Annotated in this window: 18 protein-coding genes; 15 read left to right on the top strand and 3 right to left on the bottom strand. The window is 31.5% G+C overall.

Annotation, left to right across the window (positions count from 1 at the left end; translation table 11 throughout):
* The first annotated feature begins 84 nt into the window (after positions 1-84).
* From IPK06_05955 to IPK06_05935, 5 genes are read left to right on the top strand one after another with little or no spacing between them, the layout of a single operon-like run.
* Entirely contained in the window at positions 85-720 is a 636-nt protein-coding gene (locus tag IPK06_05955) for a TetR/AcrR family transcriptional regulator (GenBank protein MBK7979537.1), read from the top strand.
* Positions 721-778: 58 nt separating this feature from the next.
* Positions 779-2,143, top strand: a complete 1,365-nt coding sequence (locus tag IPK06_05950) for a TolC family protein (GenBank protein MBK7979536.1) — start codon at positions 779-781, stop codon at positions 2,141-2,143.
* Positions 2,144-2,198: 55 nt separating this feature from the next.
* Entirely contained in the window at positions 2,199-3,233 is a 1,035-nt protein-coding gene (locus IPK06_05945; protein ID MBK7979535.1) for an efflux RND transporter periplasmic adaptor subunit, read from the top strand.
* Between the two features lie 15 nt (positions 3,234-3,248).
* Positions 3,249-6,275, top strand: coding sequence for an efflux RND transporter permease subunit (locus IPK06_05940; protein MBK7979534.1), 3,027 nt, complete (start codon positions 3,249-3,251; stop codon positions 6,273-6,275).
* 15 nt (positions 6,276-6,290) lie between these two features.
* On the top strand, positions 6,291-6,710 hold the full coding sequence (locus tag IPK06_05935) for a DUF2141 domain-containing protein (GenBank protein MBK7979533.1): 420 nt from the start codon (positions 6,291-6,293) through the stop codon (positions 6,708-6,710).
* A 241-nt stretch (positions 6,711-6,951) separates the two neighbouring features.
* On the opposite strand, the gene IPK06_05930 is transcribed toward IPK06_05935, so the two are convergent.
* A complete protein-coding gene (locus tag IPK06_05930; protein ID MBK7979532.1) occupies positions 6,952-7,422 on the bottom strand; it encodes a PaaI family thioesterase in 471 nt (156 codons plus the stop codon).
* 465 nt (positions 7,423-7,887) lie between these two features.
* Between IPK06_05930 and IPK06_05925 the strand changes: the two genes are divergently transcribed.
* From IPK06_05925 to IPK06_05915, 3 genes are all read left to right on the top strand, one after another.
* Entirely contained in the window at positions 7,888-8,346 is a 459-nt protein-coding gene (locus IPK06_05925) for a hypothetical protein (GenBank protein MBK7979531.1), read from the top strand.
* A 1-nt stretch (position 8,347) separates the two neighbouring features.
* Complete coding sequence (locus IPK06_05920) at positions 8,348-10,558, top strand: TonB-dependent receptor (GenBank protein MBK7979530.1); 2,211 nt, start codon at positions 8,348-8,350, stop codon at positions 10,556-10,558.
* 68 nt (positions 10,559-10,626) lie between these two features.
* Positions 10,627-12,087 carry a hypothetical protein gene (locus IPK06_05915; protein ID MBK7979529.1) on the top strand — a complete coding sequence of 487 codons (1,461 nt, stop codon included), beginning with the start codon at positions 10,627-10,629 and terminating at the stop codon, positions 12,085-12,087.
* A 1-nt stretch (position 12,088) separates the two neighbouring features.
* On the opposite strand, the gene IPK06_05910 is transcribed toward IPK06_05915, so the two are convergent.
* Positions 12,089-14,437 carry a TonB-dependent receptor gene (locus tag IPK06_05910; GenBank protein MBK7979528.1) on the bottom strand — a complete coding sequence of 783 codons (2,349 nt, stop codon included), beginning with the start codon at positions 14,435-14,437 and terminating at the stop codon, positions 12,089-12,091.
* A gap of 154 nt (positions 14,438-14,591) precedes the next feature.
* Here IPK06_05910 and IPK06_05905 point away from each other — a divergent pair, with 154 nt between their 5' ends.
* Genes IPK06_05905 through IPK06_05890 form a run of 4 tightly spaced genes read left to right on the top strand, consistent with a single transcriptional unit; the run spans position 14,592 to position 20,681 of the window.
* On the top strand, positions 14,592-15,227 hold the full coding sequence (locus IPK06_05905) for a TetR/AcrR family transcriptional regulator (GenBank protein MBK7979527.1): 636 nt from the start codon (positions 14,592-14,594) through the stop codon (positions 15,225-15,227).
* Positions 15,228-15,235: 8 nt separating this feature from the next.
* A complete protein-coding gene (locus IPK06_05900; protein ID MBK7979526.1) occupies positions 15,236-16,270 on the top strand; it encodes an efflux RND transporter periplasmic adaptor subunit in 1,035 nt (344 codons plus the stop codon).
* Positions 16,271-16,279: 9 nt separating this feature from the next.
* Positions 16,280-19,381 (top strand): efflux RND transporter permease subunit, encoded by a 3,102-nt coding sequence (locus tag IPK06_05895; protein ID MBK7979525.1) that lies wholly within the window; start codon positions 16,280-16,282, stop codon positions 19,379-19,381.
* On the top strand, positions 19,371-20,681 hold the full coding sequence (locus IPK06_05890) for a TolC family protein (GenBank protein ID MBK7979524.1): 1,311 nt from the start codon (positions 19,371-19,373) through the stop codon (positions 20,679-20,681). Before IPK06_05895 ends, IPK06_05890 begins: the two co-directional genes overlap by 11 nt.
* A 253-nt stretch (positions 20,682-20,934) precedes the next feature.
* Here IPK06_05890 and IPK06_05885 read toward each other — a convergent pair whose 3' ends face one another.
* On the bottom strand, positions 20,935-22,434 hold the full coding sequence (locus tag IPK06_05885) for an MFS transporter (GenBank protein MBK7979523.1): 1,500 nt from the start codon (positions 22,432-22,434) through the stop codon (positions 20,935-20,937).
* Between the two features lie 194 nt (positions 22,435-22,628).
* On the opposite strand from IPK06_05885, the gene IPK06_05880 reads away from it, so the two are divergent.
* From IPK06_05880 to ptsP, 3 genes are all read left to right on the top strand, one after another.
* The gene (locus IPK06_05880) at positions 22,629-23,525 is read left to right on the top strand and encodes a polyprenyl synthetase family protein (protein ID MBK7979522.1); all 897 of its coding nucleotides are present in this window, start codon (positions 22,629-22,631) and stop codon (positions 23,523-23,525) included.
* An 82-nt stretch (positions 23,526-23,607) separates the two neighbouring features.
* Positions 23,608-23,874 (top strand): HPr family phosphocarrier protein, encoded by a 267-nt coding sequence (locus tag IPK06_05875; protein ID MBK7979521.1) that lies wholly within the window; start codon positions 23,608-23,610, stop codon positions 23,872-23,874.
* Positions 23,871-25,610 carry a phosphoenolpyruvate--protein phosphotransferase gene (gene ptsP / locus IPK06_05870; protein MBK7979520.1) on the top strand — a complete coding sequence of 580 codons (1,740 nt, stop codon included), beginning with the start codon at positions 23,871-23,873 and terminating at the stop codon, positions 25,608-25,610. The genes IPK06_05875 and ptsP overlap by 4 nt, the downstream gene beginning before the upstream one ends.
* Positions 25,611-25,649: the final 39 nt, after the last annotated feature.

Genomic DNA, 25,649 nt, shown 5'->3' with positions numbered 1-25,649 from the left:
AAAAATAATTTGACATTTCTTAAGTACGTAATTATCTTTACGTTATAAAATAACCAATGGTCAGTAATTAAATAAAAGTCAATTATGGGAATTTCGGAAAGAAAAGAACGGGAAAGAATTCAAAGGCGGCAAGAAATAATTTACGCAGCTGAGAAAGTTTTTTTTACTAAAGGATTTAACTCAACGACCATGGACGATATAGCTTCCGAAGTCGAGCTTAGCAAAGGAACTTTATATCTTTATTTTAAGAATAAAGAAGAATTATTCAAAGTTTTTGTGAATAGGGGAATATCAAAACTTCACGAACTTTTTGTAGAATTTTCTTCAAAGCAGTCAAACGGTCTTATGAAAGTTAAAGCAATCGGCGAAGCATATATCAAATTTTATTTTGAATTTCCAAATTATTATAAAGCGCTTATGTTTGAAGAAGTGCAGAAGGTTGAGGGGATTGAACCAGAGTCGGAAGATGAGAAAATTCTCAAAAAGAAAATGGAGACCAATAAAATTCTAATTGAAACAATAATTGAAGGAATGAATGACGGCTCAATTAGAAAAGATTTGGATCCCGCAAAAACTGCACTAATTCTTTGGGGTGAATCTCTTGGGGTTTTACAGTTGGTTACGCTTAAAGGAGACATACTTTGTACGGAAATGAACTGTACACCGGAAGAATTAATTTCATACTTTTTTGAATTTACTTTTAAAGCATTAAAATCATAAAAAAATTTATATTAAAATGACTGTCGGTCATTTAATGATTCACATTTAGCGAGGATTTATGAAATCAAAAATGATAGTTATTTTACTTACTCTTTCAATGCAAATATTTGCTCAGAGTGAAACATTGGAGAATTATGTTAGATACGGTTTGGAGAACAATCTTGCACTAAAACAAAAACAATTCAATTTGGAAAAAAATTTAAGTTCGCTCCAAGAGGCGCAAGGCATGTTTTTTCCGTCGCTCGGAGTTAATGCTCGATATTCAAGAGCCGGAGGCGGGCGCGAAATAATTTTTCCGGTCGGAAATTTGGTTAACCCGATTCATTCAGCCTTAAATTATTTGATGCAGCAAAATTTATTTCCAACGAACATTCAAAATGAAATAATTCCTTTTTTGCGAAAAGAAGAACAAGAAACAAAAATTAGTTTGGTGCAGCCATTATTTCAGCCCGCAATTTTTTACAATTATAATATTCAAGATAAAATTTTAGAAATAAGTCAACTTGATAAAAAGGTATTTGCAAGATCGCTGGTAGACCAAATCAAAAATAGCTATTTCAACTATTTGAAATGCAAAGGTGTAGAAAAAATTTATGAAAGCTCTTTAGAGCTTGTAAATGAAAACCTGCGCGTTTGTGAAAGTCTGCAAAAAAACGATAAAATCACCATCGATATAGTTTACAGAGCAAAAGCTGAAGTTTCAGAAATGGAACAAAAACTAATGGAAGCCAAAAACAACAGTGAATTGGCAGCTTCATATTTTAATTTTCTATTGAACAATCCGCTGGAGAGAGAAATAATAATTGATACGACAATAGTTTGGCAAACGGTAATTTCTGATTTGAATCAAACGTGCTTAAACGCAACTGAAAAAAGGGAAGAGATTCTTCAGCTTGAATATATGGCAGAAATTTATAAAGATAAAAAATCCATGGCAAATTCAAATTATTTCCCTACGCTGGTTTTTGCCGCCGATTATGGATTCCAAGGCGAGCAATACAGATTTACGGATAAAGATGATTATTGGATGGCATCGTTGGTTCTGCATTGGAATTTATTTAATGGATTTCAGGACGTGTCAAAAAGTGAACAAGCTGAATTGGAAAGGAAAAAAGTTGAAGTGCAGATGGAGGAATTAAAAAAACAAATTTCACTTCAAGTGATAAACAGTTACAAAAACTATGAACTATCTCAAAAATCATTAATATCAGCCCAAGAAATGCTGGCTAGTATGAAAATTTCATTTAGAATTATAGAAAAAAAATATATCGAGGGAATTGCGAGTTACATTGAATATCTTGATTCAAGAAATAAACTGCTCCAATCGGAAATAAATGAAGTGGTTTCAAAATATGATTATCAACAAAAAATTTCCGAGCTGGAAAAGATGGCAGCATTTATAGATTTGAAAAATTACGAATAAAATTTTAGATCGACTTAAAAGTACAACGTCAATTAATAAAAATTTAGGATTAAAAATGAAAAGTATAATAATTGTTTCAATCAAAGCTTTTTTGGGGATAATTCTAATACTGGGTTGCGGTGAGAAAAAGAACGAAATAAATTCTGAAGAAGTTATTCCCGTAAAAGTTGCGAAAATTACCGAAACGCAAATTTCTATGCCGGTGCATTCAAGCGGGAAGCTGACTGCTGAAAAAGAAGCCGTACTATCTTTTAAAACTGGTGGAATCGTTTCTAAAATTTTTGTAATGGAAGGAGACGCGATAAAATCTGGTCAGATTTTGGCAAAATTAAAATTGGATGAAATTGAAGCGCTATACAATCAGGCAAAAGTTAATTATGAGAAAAATTTAAGAGATTATAACAGAATTGAAAATTTATACAAGGACAGCGTTGTTACTTTAGAACAGTATCAAAATGTAAAATCCGGTTTGGAAGCAGCTTCTTCAAATTTGAACATTGCTAAATTCAATTTGAATTATTCTACAATTACATCGCCATTTGAAGGAAAAATCTATAAGAAAATTGTTGATGAAAATGAAATTGTTGCTCCAGGAAATCCAGTATTTATAGTAGGTTCAAACACTTCTGCATGGAAAATTGTTTGCGGCATTACCGACAACGATTTGTATAAAATCAATATCGGTGATTCGGCAATTGTAAAATTTGATAATTACAATCAAGCATTTTCGGCTGTGGTTTCGCAGAAAGCGGGAGCATCAAATCCGATGAATGGAATTTTTGAAATTGAATTGTCATTAAGGAATCCCGACAAAAATTTTATTTCAGGTATGATAGCCAGTGTAGATATATTCCCTTCGGAAAAAGTTAAAGCAAAATTAATACCTGTTCAAGCCCTAACAGATGCTGAAGGTTCTAAAGGTTATGTTTTTTACATTAATAATAACATTGCGGTAAAACAAGAGGTCGAAATAATGGAAATTATGGCGGACAATGTTTTTATAAAACTTGCGAATGAAAAGATTGGTGAGGTAATCACCGAAGGTGCTGAATATCTGAATGACGGTATAAAAGTTAATGCTGTAAATTAATTTTGAGAGATTAAAATGAATTTATCGAAACTTACATTAGAAAATCACCAATTTTCCATAATAATAATTTTTATTTTGCTGTTACTAGGAATCGTATCTTTTTTCACAATGCCTAGATCAGAAGATCCGCAAGTATCACCTCCGGCCGCTTCAATTATTGTTGTTTATCCAGGCGCAACTCCTTCGGATGTTGAAGAATTGGTAATAAATCCAATTGAGGAAGCACTGAATGAACTTGAAGACATTAAATCAATTAAAAGTTATGCACGGGATAGTTACGGTGTTATTGATATTGAATTTATTGCAGGTAGTGATGCCGATGATAAATATTCAGATGTAACTCAAAAGGTAAACAGTATTAAAAACAAATTACCGGATGAGATTTCCGATGTTGATATGATGAAATGGTCTATATCCGATGTTAAGATTTTACAACTAGCTTTAATTTCAGAAACCGCTGAATATTCAAGTATGGAAAAAGAAGCTGAACATTTGCAAGACATTCTTAAAAAGATAAGCGGCGTTAAAAGCGTACAAATTTTGGCATTTCCTGAACAAGAAATTAAAGTGGAAATTAATTTTGAAAGACTTTCTAATTTTAAGATTCCGCTTTCTCAAGTCATTCAGGTAATTCAATCTCAAAATGTAAATATTCCAGGAGGGGAAATAGACTTAGGAGGAAAAAATTTTAGCGTGCAGACGAGCGGCAGTTTTAAAAATATTAAAGATATCAAAAATATTATTATAAGCTCAAGAGCCGGAGGTAACATTTATTTGAAAGATTTAGCCAACATTTATAAATCATTCGAAGACGAGAAACATATTGCAAAGTTCAATCAAAGACGGGCAATTTTCATTACCGCTGATCAAAAAACGGGCACAAATATTTTTGATGTTTCAGGCGAATTAAAAAATAAACTTGAAGAGTTTAAAACTACATTGCCAAATTCCATGAAAATCGAAACTGTATTCGATCAATCGATAAGCGTTAAAACGAGATTGAACGGATTTTTTATTAATCTTTTGCAGGGTTTATTTTTAGTCGGTTTGATGATGTTCTTGTTTGTGGATTTGAGAACGGCAATAATCGTAATGTCTGTTATTCCCATATCTATTGTTATCGGTATAGGATTTCTAGATTTATCCAATTACGGACTAGAGCAAATGTCAATTGCCGGTCTTGTTATCGCACTTGGAATGTTAGTTGATAATTCTATTGTTGTAACAGAAAATATTGCAAGATATATTTCATCAGGTCTGTCAAACTTTGATGCCGCGGTAAAAGGAACAGCACAAATCACTTGGCCAATAATTAGTTCTACGTTAACAACAGTTTTTGCTTTTATTCCAATGATGTTAATGCAGGATGTAACCGGAGATTTTATAAGAAGTATGCCGATAACGGTGACTTATACTCTTTTTGCATCTTTAATGCTTGCGTTAACCTTAACACCGCTATTATCAAGAAAATTTATGAAGGCTTCAACAATTTCCGACAAAAAAGCGGCTAGAAAATTTGTTAACAAGTTTATTGAAAATGTATATAAAAAAAGATTAGCCTTTGCTTTGAAAAATCCAAAGTTAATAATATCTATTGCTGTAATTGCGTTTTTGGTCAGTCTTACTCTAATTCCGTATGTCGGAATAAGCTTTTTCCCAAAAGCCGAAAAACCTCAATTTATGATAAATATCAATTTGCCAGAAGGCAGCAGTCTGAAAAAAACAAAAGAATTTGCTCTTAGAATCGAAGAGATTTTAAAAGTAAAAAATGAAGTGTTAAATTTTACCACGAATATTGGAAATGGAAATCCTAGAATTTATTATAATGTTATCGGGAAAAGAAATGCTAAAAACCATTCTCAAATATTTGTTGAGTTGAAATCATACAATTATTCAGAATTCAACAAGTTTCTTAGCGGATTGAGAAATGAATTTTCAAAAATTGCCGGAGCCGAAATTGAAGTTAAAGAATTCGAACAGGGACCCCCGATAGAAGCCCCAGTTGCAATAAAAATAATTGGAGAAAATATAAACGAATTGAGAAAAGTTTCCCTGGATGTCGAAAAAATATTTAAATCAACTGAAGGAACAATAAATATTAATAATCCGATGGGTACTTCAAAAATGGATTTGTCAGTAAAAATAAATAGAGAAAAAGCCGCAATACTTGGAGTTCCTATTGTCGAAATTGACCGTACAATTAGGGCATCAATTAATGGTTTGAGCATAACAAAATTCAGAGACGAAAATGCTAAAGAGTTTGACGTAATTATTCGATCGCCGGTTTTAGGCAATTCCGAATTTGAAAAATTCGACAGAATTTTTGTTTCATCAATGTCCGGCGAGCTAATTCCCCTTAAACAATTGGCAAAAATTGAATTGACAAAAACACCGCTAGCTATCAGTCATTTTGATCTTTCAAGAACAGTTACAATTACATCGGACGTTGTTTCCGGTTATTCAGTTAATACAGTAACTAGCACAATAATGCATAAGTTAGAAAAAGTTCCATTGAAAAAAGGCTATTCGTTTCATATTGGCGGCGAAAGAGAAAGTCAACAGGAATCCTTTGGCGGAATGGCAAAAGCTATGATTATAGCAATAGTTGGAATTTTCGGAATCCTTGTGCTGCAGTTCAAATCTTACAAACAGCCGTTTATTGTTTTCTCTGCCATTCCTTTGGCAGTAATTGGTTCAATCGTTGCTTTATTATTGACCGGAAATACATTTTCATTTACTGCATTTGTGGGATTGACGAGTCTTGTTGGCATTGTAGTAAATAATTCAATTATTCTTGTTGATTATACAAATCAGTTAAAAGAAGAAGGAATGGAAGTTTATGACGCGCTTATTTATGCATCTGAAGTACGATTTATGCCGATATTATTAACTACAGGTACAACAATTGTGGGTTTGTTTCCCTTAACAATTGGCGGTGGTACAATGTGGGCGCCGATGGGCTGGACTATTATTGGCGGACTTTTAGTCTCTACAGTTTTAACATTAATAATTGTTCCGGTTTTATATAAATTGTATTCTTAAATGTGATATTTAGTTATGAATAAAATTCTAATTATAATTTTTATTGTTGCCATTAATTCAATAGTGCTTTCACAATCAGCAAAAATAAAGGTGAAAGTGGTAAACCTTAATGATAGGAAGGGAAATGTTTCAATAGGACTTTTCAATAACGGTGAAGGATTTCCAAAGAAAGATTCGGGTAAAATTGGAGTTGAAATACCAATTGTAAAATCCGAAGTTGAATTTACATTTGAGAATTTAACAAATGGCACCTATGCTGTTGCGGTTTATCATGATGAAAATAAAAATGGTAAATTGGACAGAAGTTTTTTAGGTTGGCCTATTGAGGATTATGTTTTCTCAAATTATGCAGAAGGTAATTTTGGACCGCCGAGTTTTGAAGATGCTTGTTTTGAATTAAAAGATTTTTTAGAAATAATTTTAGAATTCAAATGATATTCTAAAAATCTTTTCATCTTTTCACTAGTTAATTCAAAAATAAAATTATAAGGATATCTTTCAATATTTCGACTGACTGCTTGTTTTAAGTTTCAATTTTAAACTCAACATAATTTTGCAGAACTTTATCTAAAATTACTTTTTCAATTCATATCATAAAGTTATATTGATGATCTTTTCAAATGGTATAACTTAGTCTTTCATTTTGTTCTCTATTAATATTGAAAGTAATTGAATTTTATTCAGCTTTCCAATTATCCGGTACTTGAACAACAACGGCCTCACCCTTTGCGCAGATTACAGATTTAGCAAAAAGATCTGTTTCAATAATTACCTTTCTTCCTTTTACTTCTTTTATTTTTCCTCTTAATTCTAATGTACAATCAATTGGAGTTGGTTTAAGGTAATCGACTTTTAAAGATGCAGTAACGCATCTCGGGTAATATTTTGAATCTCCATTTTGATTTTTGAATAATGCAGCCGAACCGCTTCCGGTTGAATGACAGTCAATTAATGAAGCAATTAGCCCGCCATAAACAAAACCAGGAAGGGCAGTGTGCTCAGGTTTTGGAGTAAAACTGCTAACTGTTTCTTCGCCATCCCAATAAGTTTTTAATTGATATCCAAACTTATTTTGAGTACCGCAGCCGTAGCAATGGCTGAATTCATCACTATAAAATTCTTGAAACGCTTTTTGGTTTTCCTTCATCTAATCCTCAAATAATTCAATTTATTTTAAAAAAAATAAAAATAACTACATTGTTTAATTATTTCAAAAAAGTTATGTTTTAAAATGACAATTACTCATTTAAATAAAAAATCATCAATTCTTTTTCTGGGAATCTTTCTTACTTTTTTAAATCTATCATTTTTCCATTCTCACAAAATTAATATTGAATTAAACTCTCCTTTAGCATATGGAACTGAACAACAATATATAATAGATCCATTTTTAGATTCTTCATTTAATTGTACAATTCAAACATTTAGTAATTCAATTATTGTTTTTTATTCATTTGAATTTTCAAATACAAATTTAATTATTACGGATGAAACACCATCTTATTATAATTTTTTCAATTCCAATCACTTACTTCATTGTTCACACCTTAGAGCGCCTCCATTTTCATAGTTTAATTTAATTTTAATAATATTAAACTATTAAGGAGAATTTATGAAAACTAATATTCTTTATAGAGCATTTCTATTTATTTTATTATTAATATCGGTTTATTCGTGTACAGACGATCCAATTTCAAATCAAGAAGATCACTTTGAAGCGATTGGAACAATAATTTACGATGCAACAGGCGCAGAAGTCGTTTCAATTTTACGCGGTATAACAAACGATACATTAAAAGTAATTAGTGGCAAATTATCCGACCATTATACCGTTAAATTTTATATCGACAACGAAAATATAGTGGATCCACCCCAAAATGAGCATACTCGTTTAAATTATGAAATCGGAGATTCAAATTTAGTTACTTGGTGGCAGCATCCTGGAGAAGAAGGCGGATTTGAATTCCATTTAAATGGAAAAAAAAAGGGGATTACAACTGTACAATTATTTATTGTTCATGAGGATCATAATGATTACCGCTCAGGCGAAATTCCACTATTGGTAGAATAAAATGAAGATTATAATTGAACTGTTCGCATTTTTTTTAATATTCATTTTTCGATCTTATAGTTGTGCAGAAACTAAGAGCATTCAGGTTATCGTAATTGATTCAGAAACAAATTTTAGGGTTCATCACGCAACTGTTAAGATAGTTGAGTTAGAAAAAACCTATACTTGCAATGATTCAGGTGAAGTTGAAATCCCCATATTAAATTATGGTAATTATACTTTTGCTGTTAATCATATAAGTTATGAGGAAAATGTTTCCCAAATTTTAATTAATGAAAAAGTAAATAATAGAATTGCATTCTATCTTATTCCTAAAACAATTCAACTCGATCCCGTAGTTATTTCGGATTATAAATCTTATTCAACATTTGATGATTTAAATGAGATTATGAATGTTTTAAAAGGTAAAAATCTCCAGAGGCAAATGGGGTTAACATTAGCATCAACTTTAAAAAATGAAGCTGGTCTCTCAATGCGATCAATGGGACCAGCTCCATCAAGACCTGTAATTAGAGGGTTAGGATCAAATCGTGTTGTTATTAGCGAAGATGGAATTAAAACTGTTGACCTTTCAGCTACATCACCGGATCATGCTGTTACAATTGATCCTTTTTCTGTAGATAGAATTGAAGTCTTGCGTGGACCAAAAGTTTTAACACAGACATCAACAACAATCGGCGGCGTAGTAAACACAATTAGAAATGAAATTCCAACAACATTGCATGATGATTTAATTGGCTCAATTGGAGGATATTCTGAGACTGTAAATAATGGCTATTTAGGTTCCGCGATGTTGGAATATCCAATTTCAGATTTCGCTTTAAGAGGTGAAGTTAGTAAAAGGAAAACTGAAGATCTTAATACTCCTGTAGGAAAATTAATTAATTCTGATTCGGAAAATTTAGTTTACAGCTTTGCCGGAAGTTACTTCACCAATTTTGGCATTATGGGCCTATCTTTCAGAGATTTTGAATTGGACTATGGAGTTCCCGGCGGTTTCATAGGTGCACATCCTAAAGGTGTTAATATTGACATCTCAAAGAATCAAATAAATTTTTTAAGTAAAATTAATTTTAGCAATGATTTTATTAATGATTTGGAAATTAGCATTAGCAAAATTTATTATCGTCATAAAGAATTTGAAGCAAGCGGCACTATTGGTTCGGAATTTGAATTAAACAATTATTTAGGTAAAGCAGAAATTAAACATAAAAATTACGGCGTAATTTCTAATGGAATTTTAGGAACTGAATTTGAATATGAAGATTTCAATATTGGAGGATTTGTATTTACACCTCCTTCAACTTCAACAAATTTGTCGACTTATTATTTTGAGTATATTGACTTGAACAGAATAAAATTAGAATTAGGCGGAAGATATGAATTCAATAAAATTACTCCTCAAAAGGAAAATTCAAATTCAAAAATAGGAAATATTAGAGAAAGAATTTTTAACACTTATTCTTTGTCATTTTCATTTTTATACGAAATTTCCAATATTGTTTACGTTGGAACAAATTTAAGCAAATCGTCAAGAACTCCAACTATAGAAGAACTGTTTTCTCAAGGTCCGCATTTGGCTGCTTACTCTTACGAAGTTGGAAATCCGGATTTAATGGATGAAAGCGGATTTGGCTCAGAAATTTTCATTTATCACAATTTTGAGAATTTATATTTTAATCTTACTTTTTTCAGAAATAGTTTGAATAATTACATAATTCCAAGAAATTCCGGCGAAATTAATTATGCAACTTTCCTTCCAATTTATCAAACTACTGGAGTAGAAGCAGAACTATGGGGATTTGAAAATAGAATTGATTGGAATATTTGTGATTGCTTAAAATTATCTAATACAATTAGTTATACTAACGGAAAAATTAAAAATGAGGGATATTTGCCTCAAATTCCGCCAATGAAAGGACTGCTTGAAATAACATATAAAATGCATGATTGGAGTTTGGGTTTGCTCAATGAATGGGCATTAAAACAAGATAAAGTTGATGAATTTGAAGAACCTACAATGGGATATTTTATTCAAAATTTCTTTTTTCAATATTCATTTACTACTGAAAAGTTTGTTCATAATTTATCATTAAACGCGGATAATATCTTTAATCAAGAATACAGAAATCACCTCTCAAGAGTTAAATCAATTCTACCCGAAGCAGGAAGAAATTTTAGATTTCTTTACAAATTATATTTTCATTTGTGATAAACCTCAATGTATTTGAATTGATAATTAGATATTTTGTCTAAATATTATCAAATATAAATTAACTCATGAAATCAATTAAATTGTGGCGGTACTTATTTTTCATAATTTGGTTTAATTGCATTATTTCTCATGCGCAATCAAAACAAAAATACATTAATATAACCTCACCAAAAGGAACAGAGGAATTTGGAAGTGGACAAGAAATAAATATTCAATGGGAGTTTAATAATCTTGAGAAAGTAAACATTTTTTTTCAAGATATTGATTTAAATAAAACAATTATTGTTAAGAATTTCAGTGCTGACAAAAATGAATTTATTTGGAAACCGACAGATAAATTGCCGGAATTAATTAAAATTATAATTATTGATTCCAATGATAGTTTAATAAATTCTACAATACCATTTTATATTTCAATAAAATCAAATCAATTGCCCAATATGACAAAAAATGTTGCGAAGATTGATAAAGTAGGCTCTACCAATTATAAGTCAATTATGCCGTTAGGTGATTCTATTACAAGAGGATATATTTCCGGTAGTACAAATAACGATGGATATAGAAAAGAACTCAAATCAATGCTGGAAACTAATGGATTAAATTTTGATTTTATTGGTAGTTTAACACATGGTACATTTGATGATTCTCAGCACGAGGGACATGGAAGTTTTTCCGCTAAACATTTTTCCGGTAATATAAAATATGATTTATATAGTCATTTGATAGAGTATTTAGAAGCTAATTCTCCAGATATAATATTATTCCATATTGGTACAAACGATATAAATGATTTTAAATATAGCAACGATACAAACGTTTCAAATACTACTGTTTCTGATGTGAGCAGTAACTTGGATTTAATTTATGATTTTAATCCCAACATAATTGTTATTGTTGCAAAAATTATAAATCGGACAGATGATCCTAACACAACTTTATTGAATGAAACAAATGCTACTCATGACTTTAATATAGCTTTGGAAATTATGTTGAAGAATAGAGATGAGTATAATAAAAATTTATTTGTTGTTAATATGGAATCGGCATTGGAATATCCTCAAGATCTATCAGATGGGATACATCCAAACGCAATAGGATACCAAAAGATGTCGCCTATTTGGTTTAATGGAATAAAAAATATTCTGCCGAAATTAAAAATTAAAATATTTTTACAAGATACATTTGGTGGAAATAATTTAATGAACTCATATTTAGCTTCTAGCAATGAAATACCTCACGCACAGCCTTTTAACATGGTGCCGTGGAATTTTGTCGGAACTGAATTTGTAAATAGCTTACCTTCAAATATAGTTGATTGGGTTCTGGTCTCTTTAAGATCAAATACTTCTGAAGCTTCGACAATTGCTCAAAGAGCAGGATTTTTAAAAACTGACGGAACAGTAGTTGATTTAGACGGAATTAGCCCTTTAGCATTTGTTGTTGACGAAGGCTTATATTATGTAGTAGTTGAACACAGAAATCATTTACCCGTAATGAGTTCAACTAAAGTTAATATTGTGCCGTAAACTAAAATTCTACTCTAATTCCTATGGATGGAATAATCGGCCAAAGAAGTATTTCTTCCGCAACTGGTTTTGTTAAACCGGGATTTCCGAATTCATAACGCTGTACGTTTTTAAAGTTTAGTGTGTTACTGATATCTAAAAACACATTCATTTTGAAACTGGTGAAATTAAAAATTTTACTCATCCTGAAATCAACTCTTTTGTAAGCAGGTAAATTGGCAGAATGAGTTTTTCCCGAATGCCAGTCCCAAATTCCTGTAGCTTCATCTTTAACAGCGGTTTTAGGCGTATACGGAAATCCGCTTCCGTAATATCCTTTTAGACTTATGCTCCAACTATTACCAAGATCAAAATTTGAAACTACTGAAATTGTATGAGTCTGATTTGTATATCTTGGATATTCACCAATATTATCATCAAACTTATCTTCTTTCGCGTCAAGATAACCATAACTTAACCAGCCGTAAAACCAATTAGAATTTAAGATTGCGTATACATCAAAACCTTTTGCGTTTCCTTTTGCATCATTTTCTCTTGAATAAGTCAATCTTTCAAATACACCAAATTGCGATGAAATTAAATTATTATAATCTTTGTAGTATGTTTCCAATTTGAATTTCATGTAAGAATTAGGACTTATATTTAACTGTTTCTCAAAGCCTAAAATATAGTGTATTGATTTTTGTGATTGAGTATTTGTGTCAGATGAAGCCGAAGATGAGAGCTGCGCGTAAATTGGTGATTGATAAAAATATCCCCATGCTGCTTTTAATACTGAGCCATCATTTAATTTAAAAGCTGTATTTATTCTGGGACTAAAAGTCAAATCTTTATTAATATCAAAATAGTCAACTCTTCCACCAATATTCAATGTAATTGAATTTGTTAATGATAAAATATTCTCTATGTATCCCGAAAGTTTAAATGAATTTGCGTCTATCGGTTCTTTTAATCCAAAATCACCATTTCTTTGTAAAGTATCATATTTTGAATTACTAACATTTTTGAATTTTGCAATATATGTCCAAAGGTCTGCTGAATTTTGTTTATAATAAATATTCTGAAAATTTATACCGCTTTGAATTTCATAAATAGAATTAACTTGGTTTGATAAATCAGTTTTAATTTCAAATGTATTGATTTTGAGCTTATCAAATGTATTTCTTATTGTCTGTATACTATCATACCTATTATTGTTTATATCTTCAAATCTATTAAATAATCTATTTTCATCGTCGAGCTGACTGTAATAAGATATTTCAAAATTCAGAAGCATTTTTGAAGAAAGTATATTCTTACTTTTTACATCAAGCAATGAACTTAAATAATCCGCGTTGTTTTTCTCTGACTCAATTTTTGATGAGTATATTCTTTCGGGATTGTAAGTAAAATCATCTCCCGCATGAATAAATTCAAATAGCAATTTACTTTTTGGTGAAATCTGATAAGAAAGTACACCCTGAATATCATAAAATGAAGGTTTAACGGTTTTTATTTCCTCATAATCAATCATTGAAAGAATATATTCAAGGTAACTTTTTCTAAAACCAAATATGAATGAACTTTTTTCGGAAATTGGTCCTTCAAAATATCCGTCAACATATGCTAAACTTAAAGAGGCGGCGCCGGAATATTTTTCTTTACTGCCTTCTCTGTACTCAATGTTAAGTACGGAACTCATTTTGTCACCGTATTTTGCGGGAAATCCGCCGGTTATTATGTCAACTTTTTTCATAAGGTCAACGTTAAAAACTCCAACACTCGCATTTTCGGCTTCTTTTATATGATAAGGTTCATAGACTTGTGTCCCATTTACTAATACCAAATTTTCATCCTGGTTTCCGCCTCTTACATTAAAATCGGCTTTAAATTCGTTGTTAACAACAACACCGGGTAGCGATTGAACTGAACGAAGTATATCGGGCATTCCGGAAGAAATTTCTCTAATTATTTCCGACTGCATTGATATATTGCTTAGTTGAGTTAGTTCTTCTGTACTTAAATTATTCGCAAAAATTGTAACTTCCTGCAGATTAATATTTTTGGGAGTTAACGTAAAAATATTTAAAGTGGTTTTATTAAAATTTTCAGAAAATACTGTAAGCGAATTATAACCCACATAACTAATAATAAAAGTCGAGTTTTCATCTTTCAATGCAAGTGAAAAAAATCCTTTTTCATTTGTGGTTGTTCCTATTGTAGAATTTAACACAGCAATATTTGCAAAGGGAAGGGGCTCATTTGTTTGTGAATCAATTACAATGCCGTTTAGCGCATTTAGACTAACATTACCCTGCGCAAAAAAAGAATAATTTATGATGAAGAATAATGCTGTTAATATTAGTTTCAATATGAACCTTTTTTTTTAAGTAAATAGAAGAAATTTATTATCAAAAGTAAAATATTTTCGAAAAAAAACTGATTTAATCAAATGAACAAAAAAAATAATATTGACAAACATACATGTATGTATGTAAATTTACATATCAAAAAAAATTAAAATCATGAAAAAAACTAAAGAAGAAGCGGAGTTAACGAAAAATCAAATTCTAAAAGTTGCGATAAAAGTATTTATCAAAAACGGCTTCAGCGCAACAAGGTTAGAAGATATTGCAAAGGAAGCAAATGTAACGCGCGGTGCAATTTATCATTACTTTGCTAACAAACGAGATATTCTGCTGGCAATTCATCAAAACAATGGTGAAAGAATTCAAAAAATAATTAATAATATCATAGAAGAAGAAAAAGATCCGATTAAAATTTTGAAGAATGGATTTTTAAGAGTGTATGATCATTTTGAAAATGACGAAGATTTTAAAGAAGTTGAAGAGTTATTTTTTAAAATTGAATTTGCGTCAATTATTCAGCATGATGAAATTTTGAGAAACTGTTTTCATAATGATTTGAAATCACATAAAAATAAAATTTTGGAAATAATTAAAAGAGGACAGAAAGAAAAAAAAATAAGAAAGGATATTGATGCAGAAAATCTTTCAATTATTATAATGACTTTCCATTTGGGCTTATCAATGGTATGGTTCAAAGGAATAATGGAGCTTTCAATTAGGCAAATGGCCGAATTTCAAATTGAAGTTCTTTTAAACGGAATTCAAGTTAAAAATAAAACTATAAAAAATTAGAGGTATAAATGAAAAAATTTATTTTCGTGTTTATGGGATTTATTCTTGCGCTAAATATTTTTTCCGGTTGCGCTTCGGATAAAAAAGAAGCAAAAAATATGCAGCAGATTTATAAGGATGAAGGAACTCCGGTTAAAGTAAAAGTAGCCGTAAAATCGAATTTTAAAAAAGAATTGACTTATAACGCAGTACTTTCGGGAATAGAAGAATCTTCGGCAAGCGCAATGATTGGAGGGCGAGTTGAAAAAGTTTTGGTTAAAGTTGGTGATTTTGTTAAAAAAGACCAAGTTCTCGTTACTTTTCCCGAAGATGCGCCAAGTACTCAATATTATCAGTCAAAAGCCGCTTACGAAAATTCACTTAGCACATATGAAAGATACAAAACTCTTTTTGAAGCCGGCGGAGTTTCCGCACAAAATTTGGATAATGTAAAAACTCAGTATGAAGTTAATAAAGCAAATTGGGAAACCATAAGCAAAATGGTAAATGTTCTTTCGCCAATAAGCGGATTTGTTACAAAAGTTTCTGTTACCAATACTGAAGATGTAAGAAAAGAAGCCGTACTTGTTACAGTTGCCGATCTGAGAAAAATTAAAGCAAGTATCCAGGTTTCGGAAGAAGAAATTAATGATGTTCAAAAAGGCGGAAAAGCAATAGCAGAATGGCAGAATCATAAAATAGACGGAATTATTACCCAAGTAGATATGGCAATGGATCCAATTACACAATCATTTAACGCTGATATTGTATTTGAAAATCCCAACGCGGTGGTTAAAGCAGGCGTCACAGCTGATATAACAATTATTAGCAATAGTCTTGGCTATGAATCAATTACACTTCAAAGAAAAGATTTGGTAAAGAAAGGTAATGATTTTTATGTTTTTGTTTATCAAAATGAAAAAGCGGTAATGAAGAAAGTTGAATTGGGTAAATCAAGCGATGTAAATGTTGAAATACTTTCGGGAATTAATGAAGGCGATAAAATCATTACCGAAGGCCAATCATTTATAGATAATAATTCAAAAGTAAAGATTATAGATTAGGAGTAAATAATGAAAATTTCTGATTTATCTATAAATAGACCAATAATGATGACAATGTTTTTATTGGTCACAATTCTATTCGGTATTATTGCATACTTCAATCTTAAACTTGATTTAATGCCAGATGTTGATATCCCTTATGTAACAGTTCAAACGGTTTACCCTGGTGCTGGTCCGCAGGAAATTGAAACTCAAGTAACAAAGAAAATAGAGGATGCAGTTTCATCAGTAAGTCAAATTAAATCAATTACTTCTTATTCTTTGGAAGGCGCTTCTATTGTAGTTATTGAATTTGAGTTGAATAAAAATATCGATATAGCAAACCAAGAAGTTAAAGACAATATAGACGGTATTTTAAGCAATTTACCGACCGATATTAAAAAACCTATAATTAAAAAAATTGATTTCGGCGCACAGCCCGTTATTGATATTGTGCTCTCGGGAAATAAAAGTCCGATTGAATTATATGAAATTGCAGAAAAAAAATTGAAAGACAGATTCTCTCAAATTAAAGGAGTAGGCAACGTAAATATAGTCGGCGGTCAGCAGCGTGAAATTAGAGTAGAACTTGATAATAGGGTAGTTTATCAAAATGTAATTTCACTTCCCCAATTAAATCAAATGCTAACTGCTGAAAATATTGATATACCAGGCGGACAAATTCAAAAAGAATCTCAAGAATATTCTTCCAGAGTTAAAGGCAAATTTAATTCTATTGATGAAATGAAAAAGCTCCAAATTCAAACCTTGTTTGGTCCAAAAGAATTAGGAAAAATTGCTAACGTAAAAGACGATGGAAAAGAAGTCAGAATTAGAAGTACTTACATAAATAACATAACTAAACAAAAAGACGAAAATGTTGTTTTTCTATCTTTGATAAAAGCATCTGATGGAAATACAGTTGATCTTGCCAAATCAGTTTATGAATTGCTTCCGCAGCTAAAGCAGGAGCTGCCGAAAGGAATAAATTTAGAAGTAATTACTGATAAATCTAAATTTATTCAAGCTTCTGTTGACGATACACTTGGAAATATTGCAATGGGCATTGTGCTTACCGCTTTAGTACTTTTATTCTTTTTGCACGATCTTAGGTCAACCATTATCGTCGCGTTATCAATGCCGTTTTCAATCATTTCCACTTTTTTACTAATGGAGTTGTCAGGTTTTTCAATAAATGTAATGTCTCTTATGGGTTTGTCAACGTCAATTGGTACTTTAGTTGCAAACTCAATTGTTGTGCTTGAAAATATTTTCCGGCACAAGGATTTAGGGCATAGCAGAAAAGAAGCCGCCGCAAAGGGAACATCAGAGGTATTTGTTGCGGTAATTGCATCAACAATGACAAATATTGTAGTGTTTGTTCCAATCGCGAATATGTCGAGTTTAATCGGTCAATTTTTTAGAGAATTTGCTTTAACTGTAACATATGCTACAATTTTTTCAATAATTGTTTCATTTACGCTTACGCCAATGCTCGCAGCATTAATTTTGCCGGAAAGAGATACAAAGAAACATAAAATTGGTGAATGGCTGGAGAAAATGTTCAAGAGTTGGGAAAATACTTATAAAAAAATGCTTGCGGTTGTAATTAAAAATAGAGTAAACAGTGCGATAACAATTGCTGTTTCAATTGTTTTATTTTTCTTCAGTTTATTTATTGCATCTAAACTAAGTTTTGAGTTTATGCCTTCGCTTGATGAAGGAATGATTAATGTCCAAGTTGAATTGCCACAAGGATATAATCTTGAAGAAACAGCTAATTTATTAACCGAAACTGAGAAAAGAATTACATCACACAAAGAGGTAAAACATGTACTTACTCAAATTGGAAAAATTAGCGATTTGGATCAGGGAACAAATATTGCTTTAATGAAAATTGAATTGGTACCTGCTGAGCAACGAAGTATTTCTACAAAAGAAATGGTGAATAATTATATGCAGGAACTTTCCACAATTCCGAATGCATTATTTAGAATTACCTCCGTACAATCGGCAGGCAGCAGCGGTGAATCTCCAATCTCATTCTTCTTAAAAGGGTTCGATAATTCAAAACTTGAAGAAATAAAGCAAGATTTGTTTGTTAGATTAAAAAACATCCCGGGTTTAATTAATCTTAATACCAGCTCAAGATCCGGCAAGCCGGAAATAACGTTAATCCCAGATAGAGAAAAATTAGCAAGCGCGGGACTCACAGTTTACGATTTAGCAATGACATTACGCGCAAGTATGGAAGGATTAACTACAACAAAATATTCCGAAAACGGAGAAGAATATGATATCCGCGTTACGCTTAAAGATGAATCAGTAGATTCTCCAGAGAAAATTGGAAACTTAACAGTAGTATCAAGATTAGGCAAATTTAAAATGAATCAATTAGCGGCAGTGAATTTTACAGAAGGCTATAGCAGAATTTTACACAGAGATAAAGCTAAAACAATTCAATTTACAGGTGATGTTGCCGCCGGCTTTGCATTAGGTGATATAACAAATTCAATAAAAGCTGAAATTGAGAATACAAAAATGCCTAACGGTTATACCGTCAAATGGTCTGGTGCGGCTGAAATGATGGGTCAGGCAATGTTGGATATGGGTTTTGCATTCATGCTAGCATTTATTCTAACGTTTATGCTTTTGGCAGCAATACTTGAAAGTATAAGTCAGCCGTTAATGATTTTGGGAACAATTCCATTAGCTTTAATAGGAGTATTTGCGGCAATGTATATTACAGGAATTAACTTCAGTGTTATGGCAATGCTTTCAATCGTAATGCTGATAGGCATTGTTGTTAACAATGCAATCTTAATATTGGATTATACTAATTCTATAATTAAGCAGGGTAAATCTGTAAAAGAAGCATTGCTTGAAGCTGCACCTACTAAATTAAAACCTATTTTAATGTCAACGATTGCTATTATTCTTGGCATGGCTCCAATGGCTCTGGGAATTGGTTCTGCAGGCAAAGAATTCAGACAGCCGATTGGTGTTGTAAGCGCAGGCGGATTATTTGTATCCGGAATATTAACAATGTATGTAATTCCAGCTATTTTTGAATTGGTACATAGAGAAAAGAAAAGCGTTAAGAAAGTTATTGAGGTAAATAATGAAAAGTAAATTAGTGATTTTATTAATTTTGGTTTTTTCAGTAAAAATTAGTTCCCAGACTTACGATATAAATTCATTTCTGGAATTAGTTAAAAAAAACAATAAAGATATTCAAATTGCCTTAAAAGATTTGGATATTGCGGAAACGCAAGACGCGCAAGCCCGATCTAACGCATATCCTCAAATTTCGGCAAAAGCAGGATATAATAGAAATTTGAAAGACGCGTTTTTGTTTGTTGATTTCGGTTCTCTTATGGGTGAATCAACCGGTGCACCGCAGAAATTTAAAATTAATTATAAAAATGAATTCAGCGCTCAAGCAGTAATTTCTCAGCAGGTTTTCAATTTTTCTGTGTTTAATGCAATTAAAGCAGCTGAGCAATATCAGAAATTGACAGATTATATTTTTGACGCAACTCAGCAGGGAATTATTAACGGAAGCAAAAAAGCCTTTTATCAAACTTTACTGCTTAAAAAAGTATTGGATGTAAATAATGAAGCATCAAAAAATGCCGAAGAAAATTATTCGAATATGAAAAAGAAGTTTGACTCAGGATTAGCTTCGGAATTTGAATTACTTCAAGCAGAAGTAAGATATCAAAATTATCTTCCTTTGGTTTCACAGTCGGAACGAAATTATAACTTGGCATTAAATAGTCTAAAACTTTTGGCAGGATTAAAACCGCAAGAAAATTTTGAAATCGCGGGTGAATTAGAAAAAATTGATGAGAAACCGCAAATGATGGAACTTAATGAAGTGCTTGCAAAAAGACCAGATTACAATGCACTTTTATGGGAAAAGAATTTGCGTGAAACAAATGTTGACGTTGAGTTTTCCGGACATTTACCTTCATTGTATGCGAGTCTTGCATATCAATATTCATCACAATCAGATTATTTCAAGTTTGAAAGAGAAAATAATTATATAATAGCGGGTTTAACTTTAAATATTCCAATTTTTACGGGATGGAATACGAGTGCTAAAGTTCAAAAAGCAAAAATTGAAGCTGAGCAGTCAGACTTAAAACTATCAAAGACAGAAAATGAAATTTATATCCAAATAAAAAATTTGGATTTAAAATTAAAAGAAGCTGAGAATAGAATTCTTTCAGCCGAAACAACATTTAAAATTGCTAAGAAAGCTTTCGATATTGCGAAAATTAGTTCAGAGAATGGACTGGCGACTCAATTGGAATTAAAAGACGCGAGCGTTGGATATGACCAAGCCCAGTTAAATTATTTTGCTGCAATTTATGAATATCTTGAAGCATATTTTGATTGGGAACTTGCGGTAGGAATCGCTAAATAATGAATTATAAAAAGGCTTAATAATATGTTAAGCCTTTTTTTGTTTATTTAATATTTCATAATAAAAAGAATTACAATTTCCAAATGATGTTCAGTTTATAATATCAGATTTCAAATTCTAATTGACAATAATTATTACATTTCCAAAACATGCACTTGAGATAATTAGGAATAATAACTGTATCCGGTGTCTGCAATTTTTTGTAAAAGAATATTGTTAAATAATATTGCTTCAAATTATATTTTTTAAAAGTTTAATCTTTATCATCAACTAAAAGCACGAGAAATCCGGCAATTATCATAGAAATTCCGCCAAGAATTAAAGCATAAATCGCGTGATTATCAAAAAGAGATTTTACAAAAAATCCTAAAATTGCCGCCGCGGTAATTTGTGGAATAACAATAAAGAAATTAAAAATTCCCATATAAACTCCCATTTTTTCCGCGGGCAAAGAACCGGTTAATATTGCATAAGGCATCGCTAAAATTGAAGCCCAAGCCAAGCCGATGCCAAGTTCAGATAACAGGAGTAAATTTGGATCTTTAATTATATAAAATGACGACAAACTTAATCCGCCAATAATCAAACTAATCATGTGAACCATTTTTCTGGATGTCTTTTTAGCCATCCACATTATTGCGAATGCCATAACCGCGGCAAATCCGTTATAAACAGCCATAAGAACGCCAACCCAATCAGCTCCCTTATTATAAAGTTCCGATGAAGCATCTTCGGCACCGAAAATATGGCGTGTAACCGCGGGAGTTGTATATATCCACATTGCAAAAAGAGCAAACCAAGAAAAAAATTGAACATAAGATAATTGCCTCATTGTTTTCGGCATATTGTACAAATCACTTATAATTGAAACTAATCCTGAACTTTGTGAAGTTTCAGCTATTTTTGCCGATACAATTTGAAGTAATCCGAATACAATTACACCACCAAACAATACATATAAACCGAGATCGATATAAATAAATTCGGAGAAAATGAATAATAAAACAGCTCCTATTCCAGACCAGATGAAGCCATACTTTAAGAATAAAGAAGATAGATTTTTTTCAATGGATTTATTTAATGTATTAATATTTTTTGTTTCGGCATCATCAGAAAATAATTTAAGTTCTTCAGGTGAATATTCTTTCGATTTTAGAACTGTCCATAAAACGGATAAAAAGAAAATTGTTCCGCCAATATAGAATGAAAATTTTACTGAATCGGGAATATCACCTTCTTTAGCCATATTTGAAATTCCAAGCCAGTTGCTCATAATATAAGGTAGCGCGGAAGCTACAATGGCACCTGTTCCAATAAAAAAACTCTGCATTGAAAATCCGGTTGTCCTTTGTTCTGATGGCAGCATATCTCCTACAAATGCTCTGAAAGGTTCCATGGAAATATTTATTGATGCATCCATAATCCACAACATTCCGGCGGCAAACCATAGATAAGGTGAATTTGGCATTATTAATAATGCTAAAGATGCTAAAATTGCACCGGCTAAAAAATATGGACGTCTTCTTCCGAGTTTACCCCAAGTATGATCACTCATGTGACCGATAATTGGTTGTATGATTAATCCGGTTACAGGTGCAGCAATCCAAAGAATTGGAATTTCATCAATATTTGCTCCAAGCGTTTCAAAAATTCTACTCACATTTGCGTTTTGCAGCGCAAACCCAAATTGGATTCCTAAAAACCCAAAGCTCATATTCCATATTTGCCAGAAACTTAATTGTGGTTTTTTCACATTTCACCTAAAATATACTTTTTGATTTGGATTAAATTAACTAAAAATAAAGTTGTTTTAAAAATTTTGATTAGCGGATTTTAATTATTGCGTGAAAAAATTTAATAAATTTAGATTTAGTAAGGTTTCAGTAAAGTAAATTACAATAAATATTTATATATTTAATCTGGTAAATAACTTGAACGAAATATACTATGATATTCAATCCACAAAAATATTATATCGATGAAATTCAAAAATTCGAGAAAAAATACTATAAAGTAGTAGAAGGCAAATTTCCTAAATCTTTATATGAACCTTGTGATTATATAATAAATAGCGGGGGAAAAAGACTTAGACCATTTCTTGTTATGCTTTCTGCAAAAGCGGTAAATTCAAATAAATCCGTTTTAAACGCGGCTATTGCGGTTGAACTTTTTCACAACTTTACACTCGTCCATGATGATATTATGGATAATGCAGATAAGAGAAGAGGAAGAGCGACTTTACATATAAAGTATGACGTAAACACCGCAATACTTGCCGGAGATAATTTAATGGCAATTGCTTATCAGTCACTTCTTAAGGACTGTAAAAATATTGGTACAAGTGCTGTTGAAGATTTTACACAGGGATTAATTGAAGTGTGTGAAGGGCAAAGTTTGGATAAAGATTTTGAAATAAGAAAAAAAGTTTCGATTGATGAATATTTAATAATGATTAATAAAAAAACTGCCGCGCTAGCTGAAACCTGCTGCTCAATTGGAGCAAAACTCGGCGGAGGAAATAGTAACGAAATCAAATCTCTTAAAAAATTCGGAAAATTTCTTGGATTGGCATTTCAAATACAGGATGATCTTTTGGATATTTCTGCCGACGAAGCCGAATTCGGCAAAAAGATTGGCGGTGATTTGATTGAAGGGAAAAAAACCTATCTGCTTTTGAAAGCACTTGAAAAAGCTAAAGGTGAAAACTTAAAATTAGTTCAAAAAGTAATTGATCAGAAAGGAATTCAAGCAGAAGAAGTTATAACATATAAAAAATTGTATGAAGACTTGGGAATTATTAAAGATGCTTCGGATGAAGTGAAAAATATACTTCACTTGCCTTGAAGCAGTTGAAAAATTTAAAGAATGAAAAAGCAAAAATTACCTTGAAATGGTTAGCAAACTCACTTACAGTTAGAAAAAAATAATGATTGAAAAAAAAGTAGAAATTATAAATGATGCCGGTTTGCACACTCGTCCAGCGGCAACAATAGTTAAAATAGCCTCCAAATTTAAAAGTGAATTTTTCATACATAAAGATGGAATGAACATAAATGGGAAAAGCATAATTGGTGTTATGACTTTAGCCGCAGAAAAAGGCTCGTTCTTAAATTTGTCATTTGAAGGTGAAGATGAAAATGAAGCTTCCGAGGCAATAGTTGATTACTTTAATAGAGGATTTGATGAACTATGAATGAAAATATTCTTAAAGGTATTGCTGCTGCTCCGGGCATATCAATAGCAACCGCGTTTATCTACACTAAAGAAATTGAGAAAATTGATGATGAGGTAATATCCAATACCGCTGAGGCAATTGAAAATTTTGAGAAGTCACTCAGCAAATCAAAAAAAGAACTAAATAAAATTTTCACTCTTGCTGTTGATAAAATGGGCGAAAATCGTGCGGGAATTTTTGAAGCCCAAATGATGATTTTAGATGATCCTGTTCTTATTCAAAATATTAAAGATAGAATTCAAAATGAAAAAAAATCACCGGAATTTGTTGTCGATGCTGAATTCTCCAAATACCAAAAAATTCTTGCTCTCAGCGAAGAATCCTATATGAAAGAAAGATCTCATGACATTGAAGATATAAAAAATAGAATAATCAGAAATATTAAAAAGAAAAAATGGATTTCAAGAATTGAAAAAGATGTTATCGTTGTTACAAATAGCATTACTCCCGCTGATACTGTTTTATTTTCAAGAGAAAATGTTAAGGGATATGTTACAAACATTGGAGGTTTAACAAGCCATGCCGCAATTGTTGCAAGGTCGTTGAATATTCCGGCTGTTCTTGGTATTCATGATGTAACAAAAAAAATCAATAATGGAGATACGATAATAATTGATGGCGTTCATGGAGAAGTTATTATATCTCCTACGGATGAACAGTTAAATTACTATAAAGAAAAATCAAAACGTTTAGCCGAGTTTGATTCAACGTTGGCAAAATTAGTCGGTAAACCCGCAATAACTAAAGACGGCAAAAAAATAATACTTCGTGCAAATTTAGATTTAGTTGAAGAATTTGAATATATATTTAGAAATGGCGCCGAAGGAATTGGTTTGGTAAGAACCGAGCAGATTTTTAATCTTGCTGATGAATTTCCGGATGAAAACAAACAATACAAAGTTTATAAAGACCTTTCGGAAAAAATTTATCCGAATATTGTAATAATTCGTGCATTTGATATTGGCGGTGATAAAGTATTGCCGGTTGATATAAAAGAACCCAATCCCTTTTTAGGATGGCGGGGAATTAGGTTTTTATTAGATAATGAAAATCTGCTTAAGACTCAAGTTAGAGCGGTGTTAAGAGCAAGCGCGCATAAAAATATAAAACTTATGTTTCCTATGATAACTTCGATTCAGGAGATAAGAAGAACCAAAGAAATATTGGAAGTATGCAAAAGTGAATTGAAAGCTGAAGGGAAGGAATTTGACAAAAAAATAAAAATCGGAATAATGGTGGAGGTACCTTCCGCGGCGGTTATGGCAGAAGAATTTGCAGCAGAAGTTGATTTTATCAGTATTGGCACAAATGATCTTATCCAGTATTTATTAGCCGTTGACCGAGGAAATGAAATAGTCTCTTCATTATATCAGGAATTTCATCCAGCTGTTATTCGAGTATTATATAAAATAATTCATGCAAGTAAATTGAAATCCGCGAAAGTAAGTATGTGCGGAGAAATGGCCGCGGATGTTATGGCTACACCTTTGTTGGTCGGAATGGGATTGGATTCGCTTAGTGTTTCCGCATCTGCTATTCCGCATATAAAGAAAATAATTCGATCAATAAATTTTTCCGAGGCAAAACAATTAGCCGAAGAATGCCTGCATTTAAAAACGGAAAAAGAAATTAGTTCAAGAATTCAAGATTATTTCAAACTGCATTTTTCTGATGAATTGGAAAACGTTTTTTAAATTTTAGCGATAATTTATTGCACTTTCGAGTGAAAAATA

Source organism: Ignavibacteriota bacterium, assembly GCA_016713565.1.
GTDB lineage: Bacteria > Bacteroidota > Ignavibacteria > Ignavibacteriales > Melioribacteraceae.
This window is presented reverse-complemented; position numbering and strand designations above follow the sequence as displayed.

Excerpts from the sequence above, each read along its gene's own strand:
- IPK06_05955 (MBK7979537.1), top strand. The coding sequence starts at position 85 with ATGGGAATTTCGGAAAGAAAAGAACGGGAAAGAATTCAAAGGCGGCAA.
- IPK06_05950 (MBK7979536.1), top strand. The coding sequence starts at position 779 with ATGAAATCAAAAATGATAGTTATTTTACTTACTCTTTCAATGCAAATA.
- IPK06_05945 (MBK7979535.1), top strand. The coding sequence starts at position 2,199 with ATGAAAAGTATAATAATTGTTTCAATCAAAGCTTTTTTGGGGATAATT.
- IPK06_05940 (MBK7979534.1), top strand. The coding sequence starts at position 3,249 with ATGAATTTATCGAAACTTACATTAGAAAATCACCAATTTTCCATAATA.
- IPK06_05935 (MBK7979533.1), top strand. The coding sequence starts at position 6,291 with ATGAATAAAATTCTAATTATAATTTTTATTGTTGCCATTAATTCAATA.
- IPK06_05930 (MBK7979532.1), bottom strand. The coding sequence starts at position 7,422 with ATGAAGGAAAACCAAAAAGCGTTTCAAGAATTTTATAGTGATGAATTC.
- IPK06_05925 (MBK7979531.1), top strand. The coding sequence starts at position 7,888 with ATGAAAACTAATATTCTTTATAGAGCATTTCTATTTATTTTATTATTA.
- IPK06_05920 (MBK7979530.1), top strand. The coding sequence starts at position 8,348 with ATGAAGATTATAATTGAACTGTTCGCATTTTTTTTAATATTCATTTTT.
- IPK06_05915 (MBK7979529.1), top strand. The coding sequence starts at position 10,627 with ATGAAATCAATTAAATTGTGGCGGTACTTATTTTTCATAATTTGGTTT.
- IPK06_05905 (MBK7979527.1), top strand. The coding sequence starts at position 14,592 with ATGAAAAAAACTAAAGAAGAAGCGGAGTTAACGAAAAATCAAATTCTA.
- IPK06_05900 (MBK7979526.1), top strand. The coding sequence starts at position 15,236 with ATGAAAAAATTTATTTTCGTGTTTATGGGATTTATTCTTGCGCTAAAT.
- IPK06_05895 (MBK7979525.1), top strand. The coding sequence starts at position 16,280 with ATGAAAATTTCTGATTTATCTATAAATAGACCAATAATGATGACAATG.
- IPK06_05890 (MBK7979524.1), top strand. The coding sequence starts at position 19,371 with ATGAAAAGTAAATTAGTGATTTTATTAATTTTGGTTTTTTCAGTAAAA.
- IPK06_05880 (MBK7979522.1), top strand. The coding sequence starts at position 22,629 with ATGATATTCAATCCACAAAAATATTATATCGATGAAATTCAAAAATTC.
- IPK06_05875 (MBK7979521.1), top strand. The coding sequence starts at position 23,608 with ATGATTGAAAAAAAAGTAGAAATTATAAATGATGCCGGTTTGCACACT.
- ptsP (MBK7979520.1), top strand. The coding sequence starts at position 23,871 with ATGAATGAAAATATTCTTAAAGGTATTGCTGCTGCTCCGGGCATATCA.